General features: G+C 63.0%; 15 protein-coding genes and 1 riboswitch. Of the genes, 9 read left to right on the forward strand and 6 right to left on the reverse strand.

Translation table 11 applies throughout. The annotated features are described in order from the left end of the window. Positions 1 to 71 precede the first annotated feature (71 nt). The 4 genes from AC0GUR_RS06595 to AC0GUR_RS06610 all read left to right on the forward strand — a co-directional run bounded on the left by AC0GUR_RS06595 (position 72) and on the right by AC0GUR_RS06610 (position 5,303). Positions 72 to 1,940 (forward strand): 3'-5' exonuclease, encoded by a 1,869-nt coding sequence (locus tag AC0GUR_RS06595; RefSeq protein ID WP_472876665.1) that lies wholly within the window; start codon positions 72 to 74, stop codon positions 1,938 to 1,940. Between the two features lie 79 nt (positions 1,941 to 2,019). Further along, the gene (locus AC0GUR_RS06600; protein ID WP_472876666.1) at positions 2,020 to 3,108 is read left to right on the forward strand and encodes an aromatic ring-hydroxylating oxygenase subunit alpha; all 1,089 of its coding nucleotides are present in this window, start codon (positions 2,020 to 2,022) and stop codon (positions 3,106 to 3,108) included. Next, complete coding sequence (locus AC0GUR_RS06605; RefSeq protein ID WP_472876667.1) at positions 3,105 to 4,391, forward strand: amino acid permease; 1,287 nt, start codon at positions 3,105 to 3,107, stop codon at positions 4,389 to 4,391. The genes AC0GUR_RS06600 and AC0GUR_RS06605 overlap by 4 nt, the downstream gene beginning before the upstream one ends. 87 nt (positions 4,392 to 4,478) lie before the next feature. Continuing rightward, entirely contained in the window at positions 4,479 to 5,303 is an 825-nt protein-coding gene (locus AC0GUR_RS06610; RefSeq protein ID WP_472876668.1) for an SH3 domain-containing protein, read from the forward strand. Positions 5,304 to 5,360: 57 nt separating this feature from the next. Here the strand turns inward: AC0GUR_RS06610 and AC0GUR_RS06615 are convergent, their stop codons facing one another. Continuing rightward, the gene (locus tag AC0GUR_RS06615; protein WP_472876669.1) at positions 5,361 to 5,825 is read right to left on the reverse strand and encodes a hypothetical protein; all 465 of its coding nucleotides are present in this window, start codon (positions 5,823 to 5,825) and stop codon (positions 5,361 to 5,363) included. Between the two features lie 81 nt (positions 5,826 to 5,906). Here AC0GUR_RS06615 and trxC point away from each other — a divergent pair, with 81 nt between their 5' ends. Beyond that, positions 5,907 to 6,344, forward strand: a complete 438-nt coding sequence (gene trxC, locus AC0GUR_RS06620; protein ID WP_472876670.1) for a thioredoxin TrxC — start codon at positions 5,907 to 5,909, stop codon at positions 6,342 to 6,344. Positions 6,345 to 6,350: 6 nt separating this feature from the next. On the opposite strand, the gene AC0GUR_RS06625 is transcribed toward trxC, so the two are convergent. Next, positions 6,351 to 7,910, reverse strand: a complete 1,560-nt coding sequence (locus AC0GUR_RS06625) for a protein adenylyltransferase SelO (RefSeq protein WP_472876671.1) — start codon at positions 7,908 to 7,910, stop codon at positions 6,351 to 6,353. A 227-nt stretch (positions 7,911 to 8,137) separates the two neighbouring features. Here AC0GUR_RS06625 and AC0GUR_RS06630 point away from each other — a divergent pair, with 227 nt between their 5' ends. Further along, on the forward strand, positions 8,138 to 8,332 hold the full coding sequence (locus AC0GUR_RS06630) for a hypothetical protein (RefSeq protein WP_472876672.1): 195 nt from the start codon (positions 8,138 to 8,140) through the stop codon (positions 8,330 to 8,332). Positions 8,333 to 8,350: 18 nt separating this feature from the next. On the opposite strand, the gene AC0GUR_RS06635 is transcribed toward AC0GUR_RS06630, so the two are convergent. The 3 genes from AC0GUR_RS06635 to AC0GUR_RS06645 form a co-directional block, all read right to left on the reverse strand. Beyond that, on the reverse strand, positions 8,351 to 9,064 hold the full coding sequence (locus tag AC0GUR_RS06635; RefSeq protein WP_472876673.1) for a pseudouridine synthase: 714 nt from the start codon (positions 9,062 to 9,064) through the stop codon (positions 8,351 to 8,353). Further along, positions 9,061 to 10,128 (reverse strand): class I SAM-dependent methyltransferase, encoded by a 1,068-nt coding sequence (locus AC0GUR_RS06640; protein ID WP_472876872.1) that lies wholly within the window; start codon positions 10,126 to 10,128, stop codon positions 9,061 to 9,063. Before AC0GUR_RS06640 ends, AC0GUR_RS06635 begins: the two co-directional genes overlap by 4 nt. A 61-nt stretch (positions 10,129 to 10,189) precedes the next feature. Continuing rightward, on the reverse strand, positions 10,190 to 11,068 hold the full coding sequence (locus AC0GUR_RS06645) for a pseudouridine synthase (protein ID WP_472876674.1): 879 nt from the start codon (positions 11,066 to 11,068) through the stop codon (positions 10,190 to 10,192). A 211-nt stretch (positions 11,069 to 11,279) separates the two neighbouring features. Here AC0GUR_RS06645 and AC0GUR_RS06650 point away from each other — a divergent pair, with 211 nt between their 5' ends. Then, complete coding sequence (locus AC0GUR_RS06650; protein WP_472876675.1) at positions 11,280 to 13,307, forward strand: S1 family peptidase; 2,028 nt, start codon at positions 11,280 to 11,282, stop codon at positions 13,305 to 13,307. A 563-nt stretch (positions 13,308 to 13,870) separates the two neighbouring features. Here AC0GUR_RS06650 and AC0GUR_RS06655 read toward each other — a convergent pair. Beyond that, the gene (locus AC0GUR_RS06655; RefSeq protein ID WP_472876676.1) at positions 13,871 to 15,139 is read right to left on the reverse strand and encodes a multidrug effflux MFS transporter; all 1,269 of its coding nucleotides are present in this window, start codon (positions 15,137 to 15,139) and stop codon (positions 13,871 to 13,873) included. A gap of 91 nt (positions 15,140 to 15,230) precedes the next feature. Continuing rightward, positions 15,231 to 15,309: riboswitch (Fluoride riboswitch) on the forward strand. Positions 15,310 to 15,377: 68 nt separating this feature from the next. Here AC0GUR_RS06655 and crcB point away from each other — a divergent pair. Then, positions 15,378 to 15,764 carry a fluoride efflux transporter CrcB gene (gene crcB / locus AC0GUR_RS06660; protein ID WP_472876677.1) on the forward strand — a complete coding sequence of 129 codons (387 nt, stop codon included), beginning with the start codon at positions 15,378 to 15,380 and terminating at the stop codon, positions 15,762 to 15,764. Between the two features lie 8 nt (positions 15,765 to 15,772). Further along, positions 15,773 to 16,117: a DUF190 domain-containing protein gene (locus AC0GUR_RS06665; protein ID WP_472876678.1), complete on the forward strand. Its 345-nt coding sequence runs from the start codon at positions 15,773 to 15,775 to the stop codon at positions 16,115 to 16,117. Positions 16,118 to 16,186 lie beyond the last annotated feature (69 nt).

Here is a 16,186-nt window from a genome sequence, read left to right on the forward strand (position 1 = left end):
CTCGTTCTTCCTTGGCCTACGGGCAAACAGCTCCCGGCGCGAGGCACCCTAAGGCACAAGGCAGCCCCTAGATGGCCAAGCTCATTCCATCCCGAAACAGCTGCCTTTCGCGCATGACCAGCGGCGAAAAGCGCCTGTCCGAGCGACTGGAGCAAAAGCTCGAGGACGATTATCTGCTGTGGTACGACGTGCCCGTCGGCCCCAAGCAGCGCCATCCTGACTTCATCGTGTTCCATCCGCGCCGTGGCCTGTTGGTGCTGGAAGTGAAGGACTGGAAGCCCGGCACCATCCAGCACGCCGACCCCATGCTGTTCACCCTGCTCGCCAACACCAGCAGCGTGAAACAGCCCAATCCGCTGATGCAGGCGCGAGACTACGCCACCGAAATCTACAAGGTGCTGCAACGAGATCCAGCGCTGCGTTTTCCACCAGGGCACACCCACGAAGGCAAGCTGCTGATGCCGTGGGGCTACGGCGTGGTGCTCGCCAATATCAGCCGCAAACAGTTCGAGGCGGGCGAATTGGAGAAGGTGATTCCCGCGCACCTGGTGATCTGCCAGGACGAGATGTACGAGTCGGTCGAGCCGGAGGTGTTTCAGGAGCGCCTGTGGGCCATGTTTCCGTGGATCTTCCCCAACGCGCTGACACTGCCGCAGATCGATCGCGTGCGCTGGCACTTGTTCCCGGAGATCCGTGTGGAGCCGGGCGATGGCCAGTTCGGCCTGTTCGCGTCCAGCGAGAAAACCAAGGTCACCAAGGTGGAGGTACCCGACCTCATTAAGGTGATGGATGCGCAGCAGGAACTGCTGGCCCGCTCGCTGGGCGACGAGCATCGCATCATCCACGGCGTGGCCGGCTCGGGCAAAACCATGATTCTGGGCTTTCGCGCGATGGAACTGGCGCGCGCGCTGTCCAAGCCCATCCTGGTGCTTTGCTACAACAAGACCCTGGCGGCGCGCCTGGACCAGCTGATGGGCGAGCGCGGCCTCAGCGACAAGGTGCAGGTGTACAACTTCCACAAGTGGTGCCGCAGCATGCTTACGGCCTACCACGTGCCGCTGCCGCCGGACGGCCCTCGCTTTGCCGAGGAGCTGCCGCCGGCGGTGATCGCCGGCGTCGACCATGGGCAGATACCACGCTTTCAGTACGGCGCGGTGCTGATCGACGAAGGTCACGATTTCGAGCCGGACTGGTACAAGCTGATCGTGCAGATGATCGACCCCAACACCAACTCGCTGCTGGTGTTGTACGACGATGCCCAGAACATCTACGGCCAGGCCAGCCGCAAGAAAATCAGCTGGAAGAGCCTGGGCGTGCAGGCACAGGGCCGCACCACCATCCTCAAGCTCAACTATCGCAACACCCTGGAGATTCTTTCGGTGGCGCGTGGTTTCGCCAACGAGCTGCTGCTGGAACGCAGCGAGGACGACGACAGCGTGCCGCTGATCGCACCGGAAAGTGCCGGCCGTCGTGGCGCGCTGCCCGAACTGATCCGCGTGGAGCGGCAGGAGGACCAACTGCCGGCCATCATCCAGCGCTTGCGCGATGAGCGCGACAACGGTCGCCCACTGTCGGATATGGCGGTAGTTTTCCGCAACAGCTGGGAGGGCGAAAAGCTGCACGAAGCCATGCAACGCGCCGGCCTACCGGGTCAGCTGGCCGAGGGCAACGGCAAGACATCGCTGTTTGTGGTGGACGATACCGTCAAGCTGGTGACCATGCACTCCAGCAAGGGCCTGGAGTTTCCGCTGGTGATCATTCCAGGCCTGGGGTCACTGCCCAAGCCCGGCAAAAATGAAGCCGACGAAGCGCGCCTGCTGTATGTCGCGATGACGCGTGCGACGGAGCGGCTGGTGTTGATTCACCACGAAGATTCCGTATTCAGCCAGCGCATTCGCAACTCCATCAACGACGTGCAGGGGCAACTCGCCACCGCGTGAAAACGTGGCCGATTAACCCCCTTTTCGGCGCAGCGTCCAGCGATCAATACTCGGCCAAACCACTGATGGCGAGTTGCGCATGCGTGATCTGCTCGATGCTCCTGTTCTTGCCCCGCAACCGCTTGATCACGCGCTGACGCTGCCCGCACGTTTCTATAGCGATCCACGCATGGCGGCGCTGGATGCGCGAGCGATTTTCGCGCGCAGTTGGCAGCTGGTTTGCCATCAATCGCAACTGCCCGATCCGGGTGACCACGTGGTGACGCAGATTGCCGGCCTGCCGCTGCTGGTGGTACGTGGCGAAGACCGCACCATTCGCTCCTTCCACAACGTTTGCCGCCATCGCGCCGGCCCCATCGCCAGTTGCGACGGAAAAGGCGCCAAGGCGTTGCGCTGCCGCTATCACGGCTGGACCTACGGCCTGGACGGCGTGCTGCGCGGCGCCCCGGAAATGGGTCGCACACCCGACTTCCACCCTTCGGACATCCGTCTGCCGGAAGTAAAAGTGCAGGTATGGCAGGGCCTGGTGTTTGTCGCCATCGGCGAGGCGCCGCCGTTCCAGGAGGTGGTTGCTGGTATCGACGAGCGACTGGGGCCTGACCGCTCGCTGGAGCATTACGTGTTCCATCATCGCTCCAGCTACGACGTGGCCTGCAACTGGAAGGTCTACGTGGACAACTATCTCGAGGGTTACCACGTACCGTGCATCCATCCGGGCTTGAACAGCCTGCTCGATTACCGCAGCTATATCACCGAGACGGCCGAGTGGTATTCGTTCCAGTTCAGCCCGCTGGAGAGCGCCAGCGATCTGTATGGCAGCGGCGAGGCGCTGTACTACTTCATCCATCCCAACACCATGCTCAACATTCTGCCGGGGCGGTTGCAGACCAATCGGGTGCTGCCGCTCGGTGTGGACCGTTGTCGCGTGGAGTTCGATTTCTACTACGCCCCCGACGATAGCGACGAGGCGCAGACGCGACGGGCGCGCGACGTCGAGTTCAGCGACGAAGTGCAGGACGAGGACGTCACCATCTGCGAGGACGTACAGCGTGGGCTCGCCTCCGGCTCCTATGAGGCGGGGCGCTTGAACCCGCTGCGCGAGAACGCCGTGCATCATTTCCACGAACTGGTGCGCCGCGCTTACCGCGATACGCTTGCCGACGCATGAGCACATCGCCACGGGTGATCGGACTGTGGACGCTGATCGCGCTGGTGATCGGCAACATGATCGGCTCTGGCATCTTCGTGTTGCCGGCGTCGATGGCGCCGTTCGGCGCGGCGAGCCTGCTGGGCTGGGGCATCAGCCTGGGCGGCGCATGGACGCTGGCACTGGTGTTTGCGTGGTTGTCGCGCAGCATCCCCAATCACGGCGGCCCCTACGCTTATGCCCGGCGCGCCTTTGGCGATCGCACCGGTTTCGTGGTGGCATGGAGTTATTGGGTGTGCACCTGGTCGGCGAATGCCGCCATCGCCGTGGCTTTCACCGGCAGCCTGGGCGCGTTGTGGCCGGCGGCGACGGCCACGCCACTGCGCGGTGCGCTGTGTTCCCTGGGTGCATTGTGGCTATGCACCGGCATCACACTCGCCGGCGTTCGCGAAGCGGGTCGCGTTGCCGTGCTTACCACGCTGCTCAAGCTGGTGCCCTTGCTGGTGTTTGGACTGCTTGGCCTTGGCGCGATGCATGGCCATGACCAGGCAACCTTCAACCCCAGTGGCAAACCGCTGGTCCAAGTATCGCTTTCCACCGCCACGCTGGCGCTGTGGGCGCTGCTCGGGCTAGAGACGGCAACGGTACCCACCGGCGTGGTGGCTGATCCTTTGCGCACGGTGCCGCGAGCCACTGTCATCGGAACGCTGATGGCCGGGTTGGCAACCATGCTGGCCTGCACCGTCGTCATCGGCATGCTGCCAAGGGAGACATTGCAGGCATCGCCAGCCCCCATGGTTACCGCAGCGGCGCATGTCTGGGGCCCAATGGCAGGTGTTGGCATGGCGCTGGTGGCAACCATCGCTTGCTTCGGCACGCTCAACGGTTGGGTATTGCTGGTGGCGCAGACCACCATGGCCGCTGCTCAAGATGGGCTGTTTCCTCGCGCATTCGCACGCACTGACGGTCGTGGCACGCCATGGCTGGGTCTGCTGGTGAGCAGCGTGTTGAGCAGCGCGCTGGTCGCAACGAACTACACGCGTTCGCTGGTGGCGCTGTTCACCTTCATGATTCTGCTGTCCACCGCGACGACGTTGTTGCCATACCTGATCACCACGCTGGCGTGGTGGCGCCTCGACGGCGCAGGCGCGAGCATGCGACGCAAGATCGTGGCGGCTGGCGCGCTGGTTTTTAGTCTCTGGGCGCTGGCGGGGGCTGGCATTGAACCGTTGGCATGGGGCGCGGTACTACTGCTGTGTGGCTGGCCGATTTACGTGTGGCAACGGCGAAGCGTCGCTGGCTGAACCCAGACTGCCACGACCATTAAGGCTTTGACGGGCTCTTCGCACCCGTCGCAGTTTCATCGTGTCGCGTATCCGGGAGAAGCATCGATGAAACGATTCTTCTGGTCCCTCATGCTGCTGTTTGGCCTTGCCGCGCCGTGCCATGCGCAGGTCTTCAACGGCGTGGTCACCGCGTACACCGAACTGTACGCCGGGCCAGATGTGAGCTTTCCCGTCGTTGCGCAGCTGCCAATCGGCAGCAGCGTCATCGTCCAGGGGTGCACCCCTGACTGGACCTGGTGCGATGTGGTCACGCTGGGTCTGCGCGGCTGGGTTCCCGGCACGTTTGTCCAATCGATGTATCAGAACCAACCCGTGTATGTGATGGATTACGGCGCACGCATTGGCGTTCCCATCGTGACGTTTGCCATCGGCCCGTACTGGAACCTTTACTACCGCGACCGCCCGTTCTATCGGAATCGTGAGTACTGGTACAGCCGCCCGATTGCGCCCCGGCCGCCGCCGCGCCCGCCGGGCTGGCAGCCGGGCTATCGTCCGCCGTCGCCTGGGTACCGGCCTCTGCCAGGCTATCGTCCACCGCCGCCAGGGCTGCAACCGCCGCCGGCATTTCGTCCACCGCCACCGGGGCTCCAACAGCCGCCTGCCCATCGTCCGCCACCGCAGGGGATTCAGCCGCTGCCGGGCCAGGGACACCGCCCCGGGCCGCCCAACCCGGGCGCCAATCGTCCTCCACCGGGACAGGGCGGTAATCGCCCACCTGGTCAGGGTGGTCCGCCCGCCCAGGGGGGCAATCGCCCGCCGGGTCAGGGTGGTCCGCCAGGCCAAGGCGGCAACCGACCGCCAGGTCAGGGTGGCCACCCGCCACCCGGCCAGGGGCAGCGCCCTCCCCCGTCTGGTCAAGGCGGCAACTGAGCCTCGGATTTGCAGCGCGGCGTCAGCTTGATCGAGCCACCATCGCGACGCCTGCGCTTACCAAGGCCACCATCCCCGATGATGCTGCGCGTAGCGGTCCGCGGCGCGCTCAAATCGATTACGCACGCTGATGCCACCGCACAGCGCGTACACCGGCAGAAACAACGGCCCGAGCACCATGTACTGGTAAACGTGCGCCCGCTCATGATCGGCCAGCGAGATGTGCGGCTCATGGCCGTGGCCTGCGCGATGGGCGTAGGTGAGGCACGGCGTATCCAGCTCCTGACTGGAGTACAAGATCACGTTGCCCAGCGTGAGTGCACCACCCGCACCTGGCGCTGGCATGCAGCGGAATGCCAACGCGCATTCACGCCAACGCCATTCCGGGCGCGCACCCCATGGCATGCAAACCACGCCAGCAACCAGACCCAGCACGCTATTGGGCAGCGTCCAGCAAACGCCGAGCAGCACACCGGGAATGCGCAGGACACCGCTTGCGGCTTTCTCTTGCTGCCGATTCATGCCAAGCCCGCCTCGCCCTTGTTTCGGCTCTTCGCCAACACCATCTGACGCGACATCGAGTCTTCTTCACCGAGGCCTGTCATGTCCACCACGTTGGCGATCCCCTGCCCTCACTGCAGCGCGCTCAATCGCGTGCCGGCCGAGCGTCTGAGCGAACGCCCCGTATGCGGTCGCTGCAAGGAGCCGCTGTTTGGCGGCAAGCCGGTGGAACTCACGACCGCCAACTTCGACGCCGTTGCCGGCCGCGGTGACCTGCCAGTGGTGATCGATTTCTGGGCGCCATGGTGCGGCCCGTGTCGCCAGTTTGCGCCCGTATTTACGGACGCCGCCACTCGCCTGGAGCCGCAGCTGCGTCTGGCCAAGGTCGATACCGAAGCTCAGCCTGCGCTGGCGCAACGCTTCGGCATTCGCAGCATCCCCACGCTGCTGGTGTTGCGCAACGGAAACGAGGTGGCACGCCAGGCGGGTGCGCTCAATGCGCTGCAGCTCAGGCAGTTTCTGGCCAACGCGCTGCAATAACACTCATTACGAACTACACGAGAGCATCGAGCAACCGGCTTTGTGAACCGCCCATGTGGGACGTTTCTGCGCGTAGTGCTCGCGTCCGGGCTGATCGTCATAGGGCCGGCGCATCACCTCAAGTAGCTCGTGAATACCGTCGTAGTCGCCCTGCGTCGCCCGGTCGATGGCTTCCTGCGCCAAATAATTGCGCAACACGTAGCGCGGATTGGCCGAGTGCATGCGTGCACGTCGCTGCTCAGGCGACATCGCATCAGCCATGACGCGAGATGCGTAAGCTTCCAACCAGGATTGGAAGGCCGGCTCGAACTGTTGCCGCTTCGCCTCGTCGTAGAAAGCGTCATGCAATACCGTGAGCGAAGGCTGCTTCAGGTCCACATCGCCGAGTGCGCGGAAGAACAGCGTCATGTCGACATCGGCATCGGTAAGCAGCGTGTACAGCGTGCGCATCATGTCGACATCGCTGTCGGTGCATTCGGCAAGACCAAGCTTGGCCGCGATGGTGGCGCGATCTGCTTCGGCATAGACCGCCGCATAGCGGTCCAGCCCTGCTTGCAAAGCTTCGGTGCCAGTGAACAGCGGCGACAGCGCCATCGCCAGACGACTCAGGTTCCACCACGCCACATTCGGCTGCTGGCCGAAGCGATAGCGGCGGCGCCCTGCATCCGTGGTATTGGGTGTCCAGTCCGGGTCGAAGTTGTCGATCCAACCGTAAGGGCCGTAATCGATGGTGAGCCCGAGGACGGACATGTTGTCGGTATTCATCACGCCATGCACAAACCCCACGCGCATCCAGTGCGCCACCATCACGGCGGTGCGCTCGCACACCTGCGCAAACCATTCGGCGTAAAGCGATTCGCCCTCACCCTTCAGCTCAGGGAAATCGCGCGCAATGGTGAAGTCGACCAAGTGCTTCAGCAGCGCGTTGTCACCGCGTGCAGCCGGCAATTCGAAATTGCCGAAGCGAATGAACGACGGCGCCACGCGGCACACGATGGCACCCGGCTCTTCCTGCGGATGGCCGTCGTAGAACATGTCGCGCACCACCATGTCCCCGGTCGTGACCAGACTCAGTGCACGCGTGGAGGGCACACCGAGGTGATACATCGCTTCGCTGCAAAGGAATTCGCGAATGGAGGACCGCAGCACCGCTCGTCCATCCGCGCCCCGTGAATAAGGCGTGCGGCCGGCGCCCTTGAGCTGCAGCTCCCAGCGCGCACCGGCGACATTGATCACTTCGCCCAGCGAGATGGCGCGCCCATCACCGAGCTGATCGGCCCACACGCCAAACTGGTGGCCACCGTAATTCGCCGCGTACGGTTGCATGCCTTCCAGCAACGCATTGCCTCCGAACACCTGCGCGAACTCGGGGCTGGTGATGTCCGCTGCGCTGATGCCCAAGGTGTCCGCCATGTCCTGCGACCAGGCAATGACCTTAGGCGCCGCCACTGGCGTCGGCTCCACGGCGGAATACAGCGCGCCAAGCACCTGGCGCTGCCGGGGGCCCTGCTCAGGGTCACCGGGAAGGTCTCGCGCGAACGCGTTGTCGAAGTGCAGGGATCGCATGGGCAATGAGATGACGAGAGGGAAGCCTTGAGGTTTCTATCGTGCGCCATTGGCGGCGCAAGTTTTTTCACCCGGGGCGTGGACCGAGCCTTCACCTTTGTGAAGATGTGACAGCCCTCACAAGGAACCTGCGACGCAGTTCAGTGCCAATTGGCATTTGTGCAAGCTTCGTGAAACTGGTTATATGGTGGCTGAACGGCTACACAGGGGTAGCCGGGAGTCGAAAAATGCACATGCTTCTCGCACGCTCCGCGCTTGAACGCGGTATGCAGCTGGTAGCAGGGATGCTCGCTCATAAGGGCATGCAGGACGCCCGCAAGAACAAAAACGAACGCCGTGATTTTCAGCTCGTTTGCTGGCAACCCGGCGCCCACTCGCGACGAGAAGATGAGCTCGCTCGACGTCGCGAACAGGTTGAATAAACCGCTTGACCTACGCGCTCAGTCGCGCGCAGGTGCCTCGAAGACTTGCGATATCTCGTGAGTGCTGAGCGCGCGCCACGCGCCCGGCGCAAGGTCACCCAGCGTGAGACTGCCCACGGCCACGCGCGTCAGTGTTTCCACATGGTTGCCCACGGCGGCAAACATGCGACGCACCTGGTGATAACGCCCTTCTGTAAGCGTCAGACGCGCACGACGGGGTTCAAGCACCTGCAACACGGCCGGCTCCAGCGGATCGGTTTCCGACTCCAGCATCATCGTACCGCTGGCGAACAGCGCCGTCTCATCACCGCGAAGATCTTGCGCCAGCGTAGCCTCATAGACCTTGGCCACCTGCGCTTTAGGTGAAATGATTCGATGCAGCAAGGCGCCGTCGTCAGTGAACAGCAACAAGCCTGAAGTCTCCCGATCCAACCGCCCCACCGTCGAAAGGGCGGGATCGCGCAACTTGTAGCGTGGCGGCAGCAGGTCGTACACCACGCGGCCCATGTCCTTGCGTGAACAGGTCGCACCAAGCGGCTTGTTCATCATCAACAACAGGCCCGCGGGTGGATCGAGCGGTTCGTCATCGATGCGAATGTGCTCGTACGGCACCTTGTCATCTGCGTACAGCACTTCGCCATCGGGGTCGGTGATGCGCCCCTCGCGGAACATCAGCGCGACGTCCTTGCGGCTGCCATAGCCTAAATTGGCGATCAGCTTGACCAGTTTCATGGGCGCGCTCCTCGCGCTTCGATGACCTTGAAACCGTCTTGCGTCGTCACTGTACGTACCTCATGGAAACGGGCGGCCAACGTGGCCTCATAGGGAAGATGGCGATTGGCGACCAGCCACAGCCGACCATGCGACGACAGCGCATTGGCTGCCGTATCGATAAAGGCGCGACCTAGTTCGGGCAGATCCGCACGCCCCTGGTGGAACGGTGGGTTGCAGACGATCGCGTCGTAACGCTGCCCAAGGCCTTGCGTGACATCGTGCCAGTGCACCGCGAACGTCACGGCTCTGCCGCTTTCGCGCTGTGCCTGCTCAAGATTGAGCCGCGCCGGTTCCAGCGCGCGCGCCTCAGCCTCATACAGATCGACCGAGCTCACCTTGGGGCAACGGCTGATGACCTGAGCGGAAAGATAACCGTACCCTGCCCCCAGATCTGCCACGCGCCCGGCCAAATCCGCAGGCAAATGGGATGCCAGCAGGGCGGAAGCGATATCTACACGGTCCCACGCAAACAGGCCGGGACGGCTCACATAGCCGGCGGCATTCCGTTGCGGCGCATCGAGCGCCAGCCATGCCGCCAGCAAATCGTGATCCACGCTGTCGCCCAGCGGCTGGGTCCAGAACACCCGGCATTTGTGTTTGGAAAGCTGATGCAGGGGACCTGCGAGTTTCGCGAGATCACTCTCTGCCGACTTGGCACCCTCAGCATTGGGAACCGCAGCAAGCACGATACCCTGCGCCCCGGCTCGGCTCACCGCCTGTGCAAACAAGGCCCGCGCCTCGTCGCGCTGACGCGGTGGCAGCACTAGCACCAGTGGAAACTGCCCGTCGCCAGCGTTCGATACGACGCGCAAGCCGCTGCGCTCCAGCGCATCGGCAAATGGCTTGAAGCTCTGCTCACATACCCATCCCGGCCGCGCCATCTCGCGCAGGCGAAACCCGTCCCGTGCACGCAAGACCAGCACGCGCCCGTCCGCTGGCAGGTCCAGCGCACCAGTGTCGAAAGGTACGAACAGGGCCTCCAGCGCTGCATCGTCGGCAGCGGCGGAGAACATGGCAGACATCACGCGAGGCACATTCCAGGGTGGCGGCCTGGCATTTTAGCGAGCCGTCGGCGTGTCGTCCTCATTCCGCCGGCAGCAACTCGTACTCGCTGAGGAACTCGCGCGGCTTGCCGCTGAGGGGATCGACGAAGGACAGCCCTTTGGCCAGCAACTGCAGCGGCCTGGCGTGGTCATCCGGCGCAGGCTCCGGCAAGGCGGGATAGAACGGATCGTGCAGGATCGGCGCCCCAAGGCCCGCCATGTGGACGCGCAGCTGATGCTTGCGCCCGGTGATGGGTTGCAGTGCGTAGCGCCAATGCTGGCGGCTGCGTTCCAACACGTCGATGCGGGTCTCGCTGTTGGCCTCACCCGCCACCTCATGCATGCGGAAGAACGGCTCGCCTGCCACGATGCGCGAGCGCCGCACATGGGGAAACGTCAGCGCCGGCAGCGGGTTTGCCCAGGCCTGATAAACCTTTTCGATGCGCCGCTCGCGAAACAACGCTTGATAGACAGAGCGGCTATCCGGGTTGGCGGAGAACAGCACCAGTCCTGCCGTGTGGCGATCGATGCGGTGCAGCGGCACAAGGTCCGGATTGTCCAGCGCGCGCACCAGCCGGGACAACACCGTCTCGTGCACGAAACTTCCCGCCGGCGTCACCGGGAGGAAATGCGGCTTATCGACCACCACCAGGTGCGCGTCGACGTGCAAAAGCGTCTCACGGAACGGAATGGGTTCTTCCTCTTCCACTTCGCGGAAATAGCGAACGCACAGGCCAACCTTGTAAGGCGCATCCACGGGCAGCGGCTGGCCCCTGACATCCAGCACACGGCCGCGTGCAAAGCGATCCATCCACTGCACACGATCGATTCGTGGAAACTGCGCGCACAACGCGTCGAGCACCGTCGCCCAGGGCCCGGGCGGTAGATGCAGCGTACTGGCGGCCATCGGAACAGGCATGCGGAATTCCACGGAGAACGGCGCCAGCTTAGTGCGTACTACTCCCTTTGGGGGTCCCCGCATGAAAGTGCGCCGACCGAATCGAGGCGGTTTCATGATCTGTCTCGCACACCCATTCCGGAACGCCCCGCCTTAGCTACACTCGCCGTGTAAGCCGGCATCGCCCGGGGATCGCGCCGAAACGGCGCTTGGACACTGACAGGGGCTGCATATGGATAAGCAGATGAAACGCGCCAGGTTGATGTGTGTATCAAGCGTCCGGCGACAGCAGCGCCGATGGGCGTGGCTGGCCTGTCTCGCCGTGGTGGTTTACCCGGCCGTGGTGGACGCCGCCACACTCGACCCCGCCGTACTGCCCCGGGTGCAGGGGGCCACATTTGAAGTGGTGATTCCCAAGCCGGTGAACGACCCGCTCAGCTACGAGAAGCCGCTACCGTTCGACCAGCTGCCTTTTCAGCAGCGCAACGATAAGTACTACTCGGTCGGCACCGCCTTCGCACTAGGCGAGAATCGCTACATCACGGCCGGCCACGTGTTGTCGATCGGCATCGACAGCCTGATGGGTGAGCCTGCCGTGCGCGATAGCGGCGGCCACGTCTTTGCCATCGACAAGATCACCCGCTTCTCCCTGCAGGAAGATTTCGTCGAGTTCACCCTGAAGGATCCGCCGAAGGTCGCTCCGCTGGAGGTCAACACGCAGCCGACCATGAATGAGGCGGTCTACGCGGTGGGCAACGCGCTGGGTACGGGCATTGTCATTCGCGATGGTCTGTACACCTCGCAGACGCCAGAGGAAGAAAACGGTCGCTGGAAGTGGATGCGCTTCTCCGCCGCCGCCTCTCCCGGCAACAGTGGCGGCCCGCTGCTGGACAAGGACGGCAAGCTCATCGGCGTCGTGCTGATGAAGTCGCCCGATGAAAATCTCAACTACGCGCTGCCCATCGACCTGGTGCTGAAAGCGCCGGCCAATGTGGCTGACATCGACACGCGCGGCACGTACCAGCTCGACGTCATCGACAGCAAAGACTTCAACACCTTCAAGGCACAGTTCCCGCTGCCCAAGAGTTTTGCCGACTTCAGCGCGACATTTCAGAAGCTGTACAACGCCAACGTTGACCAGCAACTGCAGCACTTGCTGACGGAAAATGCCAGCTCGATGTTTCCCAAAGGCGCCGGCGCCAGCCGCCTGCTGCACAGCAACTCCAACCTCAACCCCTTTCCCACCCTGCTCCGCCGCAGCAGCAACGGCACCTGGGTGATTGCCAGTACCAGCGAGAGCAAGGGCACGCTGCCGCATAACGGCTATGTCTCGAAGGCGGTGGTTGGCAACCAGATGATGTTCCACCTGCGCAAGCCCGATGATGTATCGAGCAAGCAGCTCTACAGCGACGCCAAGCTATTCACGGACATGGTGCTGCAAGGCTCACCTTTGCAGCGCCACGTAGGGTCGGAGCAGGTCAAGGTCACCTCACTGGGCAAGCCAACCAAAGAGAGCCTTTTCACCGATGCCTACCAGCGACGCTGGCAGGTGCGCGAGTGGCCCATGGCTTACGACAACTCCTGGCTCATCGCTTTCCTGCTCCCGGTGCCTGACGGCTATGCGGCGATGATTCGCGTTGCCCCGGCCAAGAACGAACACGAGGAGTTGGCCGACCTGAAGGCGCTTACCGACTTCGTGTATGTGTCCTACAGCGGCACGCTGGCGCAATGGAAGGACTACCTTACCCAGACCAGCCTGCTGCCCACCGTGCTTTCGGATATAGCGATCCGCTTCGAATACGGCAACGATTTCCGCTACCAATCCAAGCGCATCAGCTTTGCCTATACCCCCGAACTGCAGAAGATCGACCAGGACAGCCAGCTGGTGCTGGGCATGTCTTACTTTGAAGATCGCGGCAAGGTGGTGTGGGATGTTTCCAAGGTGTTGGTCAAATCGAACATCGACAACGCCGAGAACATCAGCTTCAACCGGCATATGGCGCCATCGGACGACCTGGACGACAGCTATCGCAACTCCTGGGGCAAAGTCGTTCACCGCAGCCACCCGGATGATGGTGTGCCGTACAGCGAAAACGACATGACGTATATCGGTACCGTGGGTGGCACTCAGACCAGCGCCGGCGTCAAACCGGACGTGCTCTATACGGCGTTCTACGGGGTGGACGGGCCGAAACCCGAGGAAGCGATGAAGGGCAAGTTGAACCTGCTGTTGGACAAACTGCAGGTCAACGAGCACTGAGTGGAAAAGGGTCGCCGCGCCCCCTCAAGACCGTCATGCCGTCCTTTGTCGGAATGACGACTCGCTTGGAATGTTGAGGCAAGATTGCCCCTCACCCCAGCCCTCTCCCCAGAGGGGAGAGGGAGAAGTGCCATGTCGCAGCGCAGCGCTTTAAGCCCTTTCCGCCATGGCGCGTTGCGGTGTAGCCGTACCGCGTGTCGTGCGATCGTGGCGTTCCGGGCTACGCGGCCGCGAGGGCTCGTATTCAACACAACGCTACGAAAACCTCGCTCTTGAGGCCATTTTCTTTGGGTTACTTTTCTTTTGGGCCAGCAAAAGAAAAGTGACTCGAGCGTCGGCAGACGATCGAAACGCCCGCCGCGTAGGCGGCACTCTGGCGAGGCCGCCGCAATAAAGAGCCAAGAGCAAAGTCACTGGATCCCGGCCTTCGCCGGGATGACGGTGAGGGGTCGCAAGCGTTACCGCGAATACCCGCCCCATTAGAGCCGCCCTGCGGCGTTCTGCACGCTTCGCAGATGCTCCAATCTCGCGGGCATGAGCAGAACTCAATGGCGAGGTAATCCTCACCTCGGCTCAGTAACTTCCGTCTGCCACTCCGTCTCCACCGTCGACGCCGCCGTCTGCGTGACCGAAGGACGCCGGGTCAGCCGGTGATACCAGCGCCATGCGAACCAGCCGATCACCGTGAGTACGCTCGCACCAAGTGCCAGATACAGCATGTGGCCGGATAACAGCGGAGACAACACGCCCGCCACGATCGCGCACAACAACAGGCTGCAGAAGGCTTGCACCGACGACGCTCCGCCTCGTCGTTGCGGAAAGCGATCGAGCAACAGCAGCGTCAACGTGGGAAACGCCAGCTGCACGCCGACGCCGTGCAACACCAGCGGCAGCATCGACCACGGCAACACCGGCTCGCGCGTGACCAGCGCCATCAGCACATGCAGCGCACACGCCAGCAACATCGACGCGTAACCCAGGTTCACGGTAAACACCACGCTGCGCCGGTTGGCCAGCCGGCCCGACATCCATGCGCCAGCAGCCAGGCCCACCACCACCGGCACGAACAGCCACGGAAAGCCCTGTGCAGAGAGATGCAACAGGTCACGGACAATGTGCGGCGCCGACGCGATATACAAAAACAGACCGGCGAAATTCACTGTGCACGAAATCAGCAATGGCCAGAACGGGCGGTCCTGCCCGAAGCTTATGTAGCCTCGTACCAGTGTGGAGGGATGGAAGCGCGTACGCGCCTCCGGCGGGTGGCTTTCGTCCAGAAACAACACCAGCGCCACCGCCAGCATCAGGGTGAACCCCATCAGCACCCAGAAGATGCCATGCCAGCCGTTGAGGAACAGCAGCTGCGCACCCACGATGGGCGCGATCACCGGCGCTACGCTGAAGATCATCATCACCCGCGACATCAGCTGTTGCGCGGCAGCCCCTTCCAGGCTGTCACGCACCACAGCGCGCCCCACCACCAGACCCGCGCCCGCGCACATGCCCTGCAGGGCGCGGCAGGTCAGCAACATGGTGTAGGAGGTGGAGACGGCAGCGCCAGCCGATGCCAGCGCATAGACCGCCATGCCACTGACGATGACGGGCTTGCGTCCGATCGCGTCGGAAATGGCGCCGTGAAACAGGCTCATGACTGCGTAGGTGATCAGGTACACACTGATCATCTGCTGCAACCCTGCGCTATCCACCCCGAAGCGCGCACCGATCAACGGAAACGCCGGAAAAACGGCGTCGATCGAAAACGGACCGATCATCGACAGTCCCGCCAACAACCACGGCAGGCTGCGCCGGACGGGGCGCTTGGTTGAGGTCATGGCAAAAGCACGGGGGGATGAAGCGACGAGTATAGCGGCGCCTACCCTGCAGCCGAGCCATGACGTTCGACGCATCATCCGTTAGGATTCCGACACAAAGGGAGATGGCATGCCTCCCGCCCCGGCTCCACCGGGCGAACCACCCTCGGGTTGATGATGCCTGCACCACCGGAGCTTTCCGGGGCGCAGGCATGTGCCCGTTTCCGGAAAGTCCTTTGACTTGCTGAGGAGACGAGACGTGGGCTTTTCCGGATTTGTGATGGTCGGCATCGGCGGTGCACTGGGCTGCTGGCTGCGCTGGACCCTGGGTGTGCTATTCAATCCCCTCTTTCCCACCGTACCGCTGGGCACGCTGGCCGCCAACCTGATCGGTGGCTTGCTGATGGGTATGGTGCTGGGCGTGTTCGACCACTTCCAGACCCTGCCGCCCGAGTTGCGCCTGTTTGCCGCCACCGGCTTTCTTGGCGGGCTGACCACCTTCTCCACCTTTTCCGCCGAATCGACCACGCTGCTGTTGCGGCAGCAGTATCTTTGGTTCGGTGGTCATATCGCGCTGCATCTAGTGGGTTCGATTGCAATGACGGTATCCGGCATTGCGCTCACTCGCCTGGTACTTCGCAGCTAGGAGAACGCATGGAAACCCGGCAGCAAGGCACCCTGCTCACCTTCTACTGTCATACGCGGGCGCGCCATCACGGCGTGCTGGTCTACGAGTGGCTGCTCGAGCACGCCAGCCAGCAAGGTATTGGCGGAGGCTCGGCCTTCCGCGCCATCTGCGGGTTTGGGCGGCACGGCGTGCTGCACGAAGAACAGTTCTTTGAGCTAGCGGATGATCTTTCCGTAAAGGTCGAATTCCTGCTGACCGAGCCACAGGCCCACGCCCTGCTTGAAACGGTGCGGGCGGCCGATGTCGACGCGGTGTATGCAATGGCTTCCGCAAGCTTTGGTGCGTTGGGCAAGGCTGCGAATACCCCCTGAAGCAGGGCATTCGTCGGGACCTGCCCAGAGGTCACGCTGCAAACTTTCGTCACGCCACACGAGGAACGC

The organism is Dyella sp. PARNA 12/25 (genome assembly GCF_055702865.1).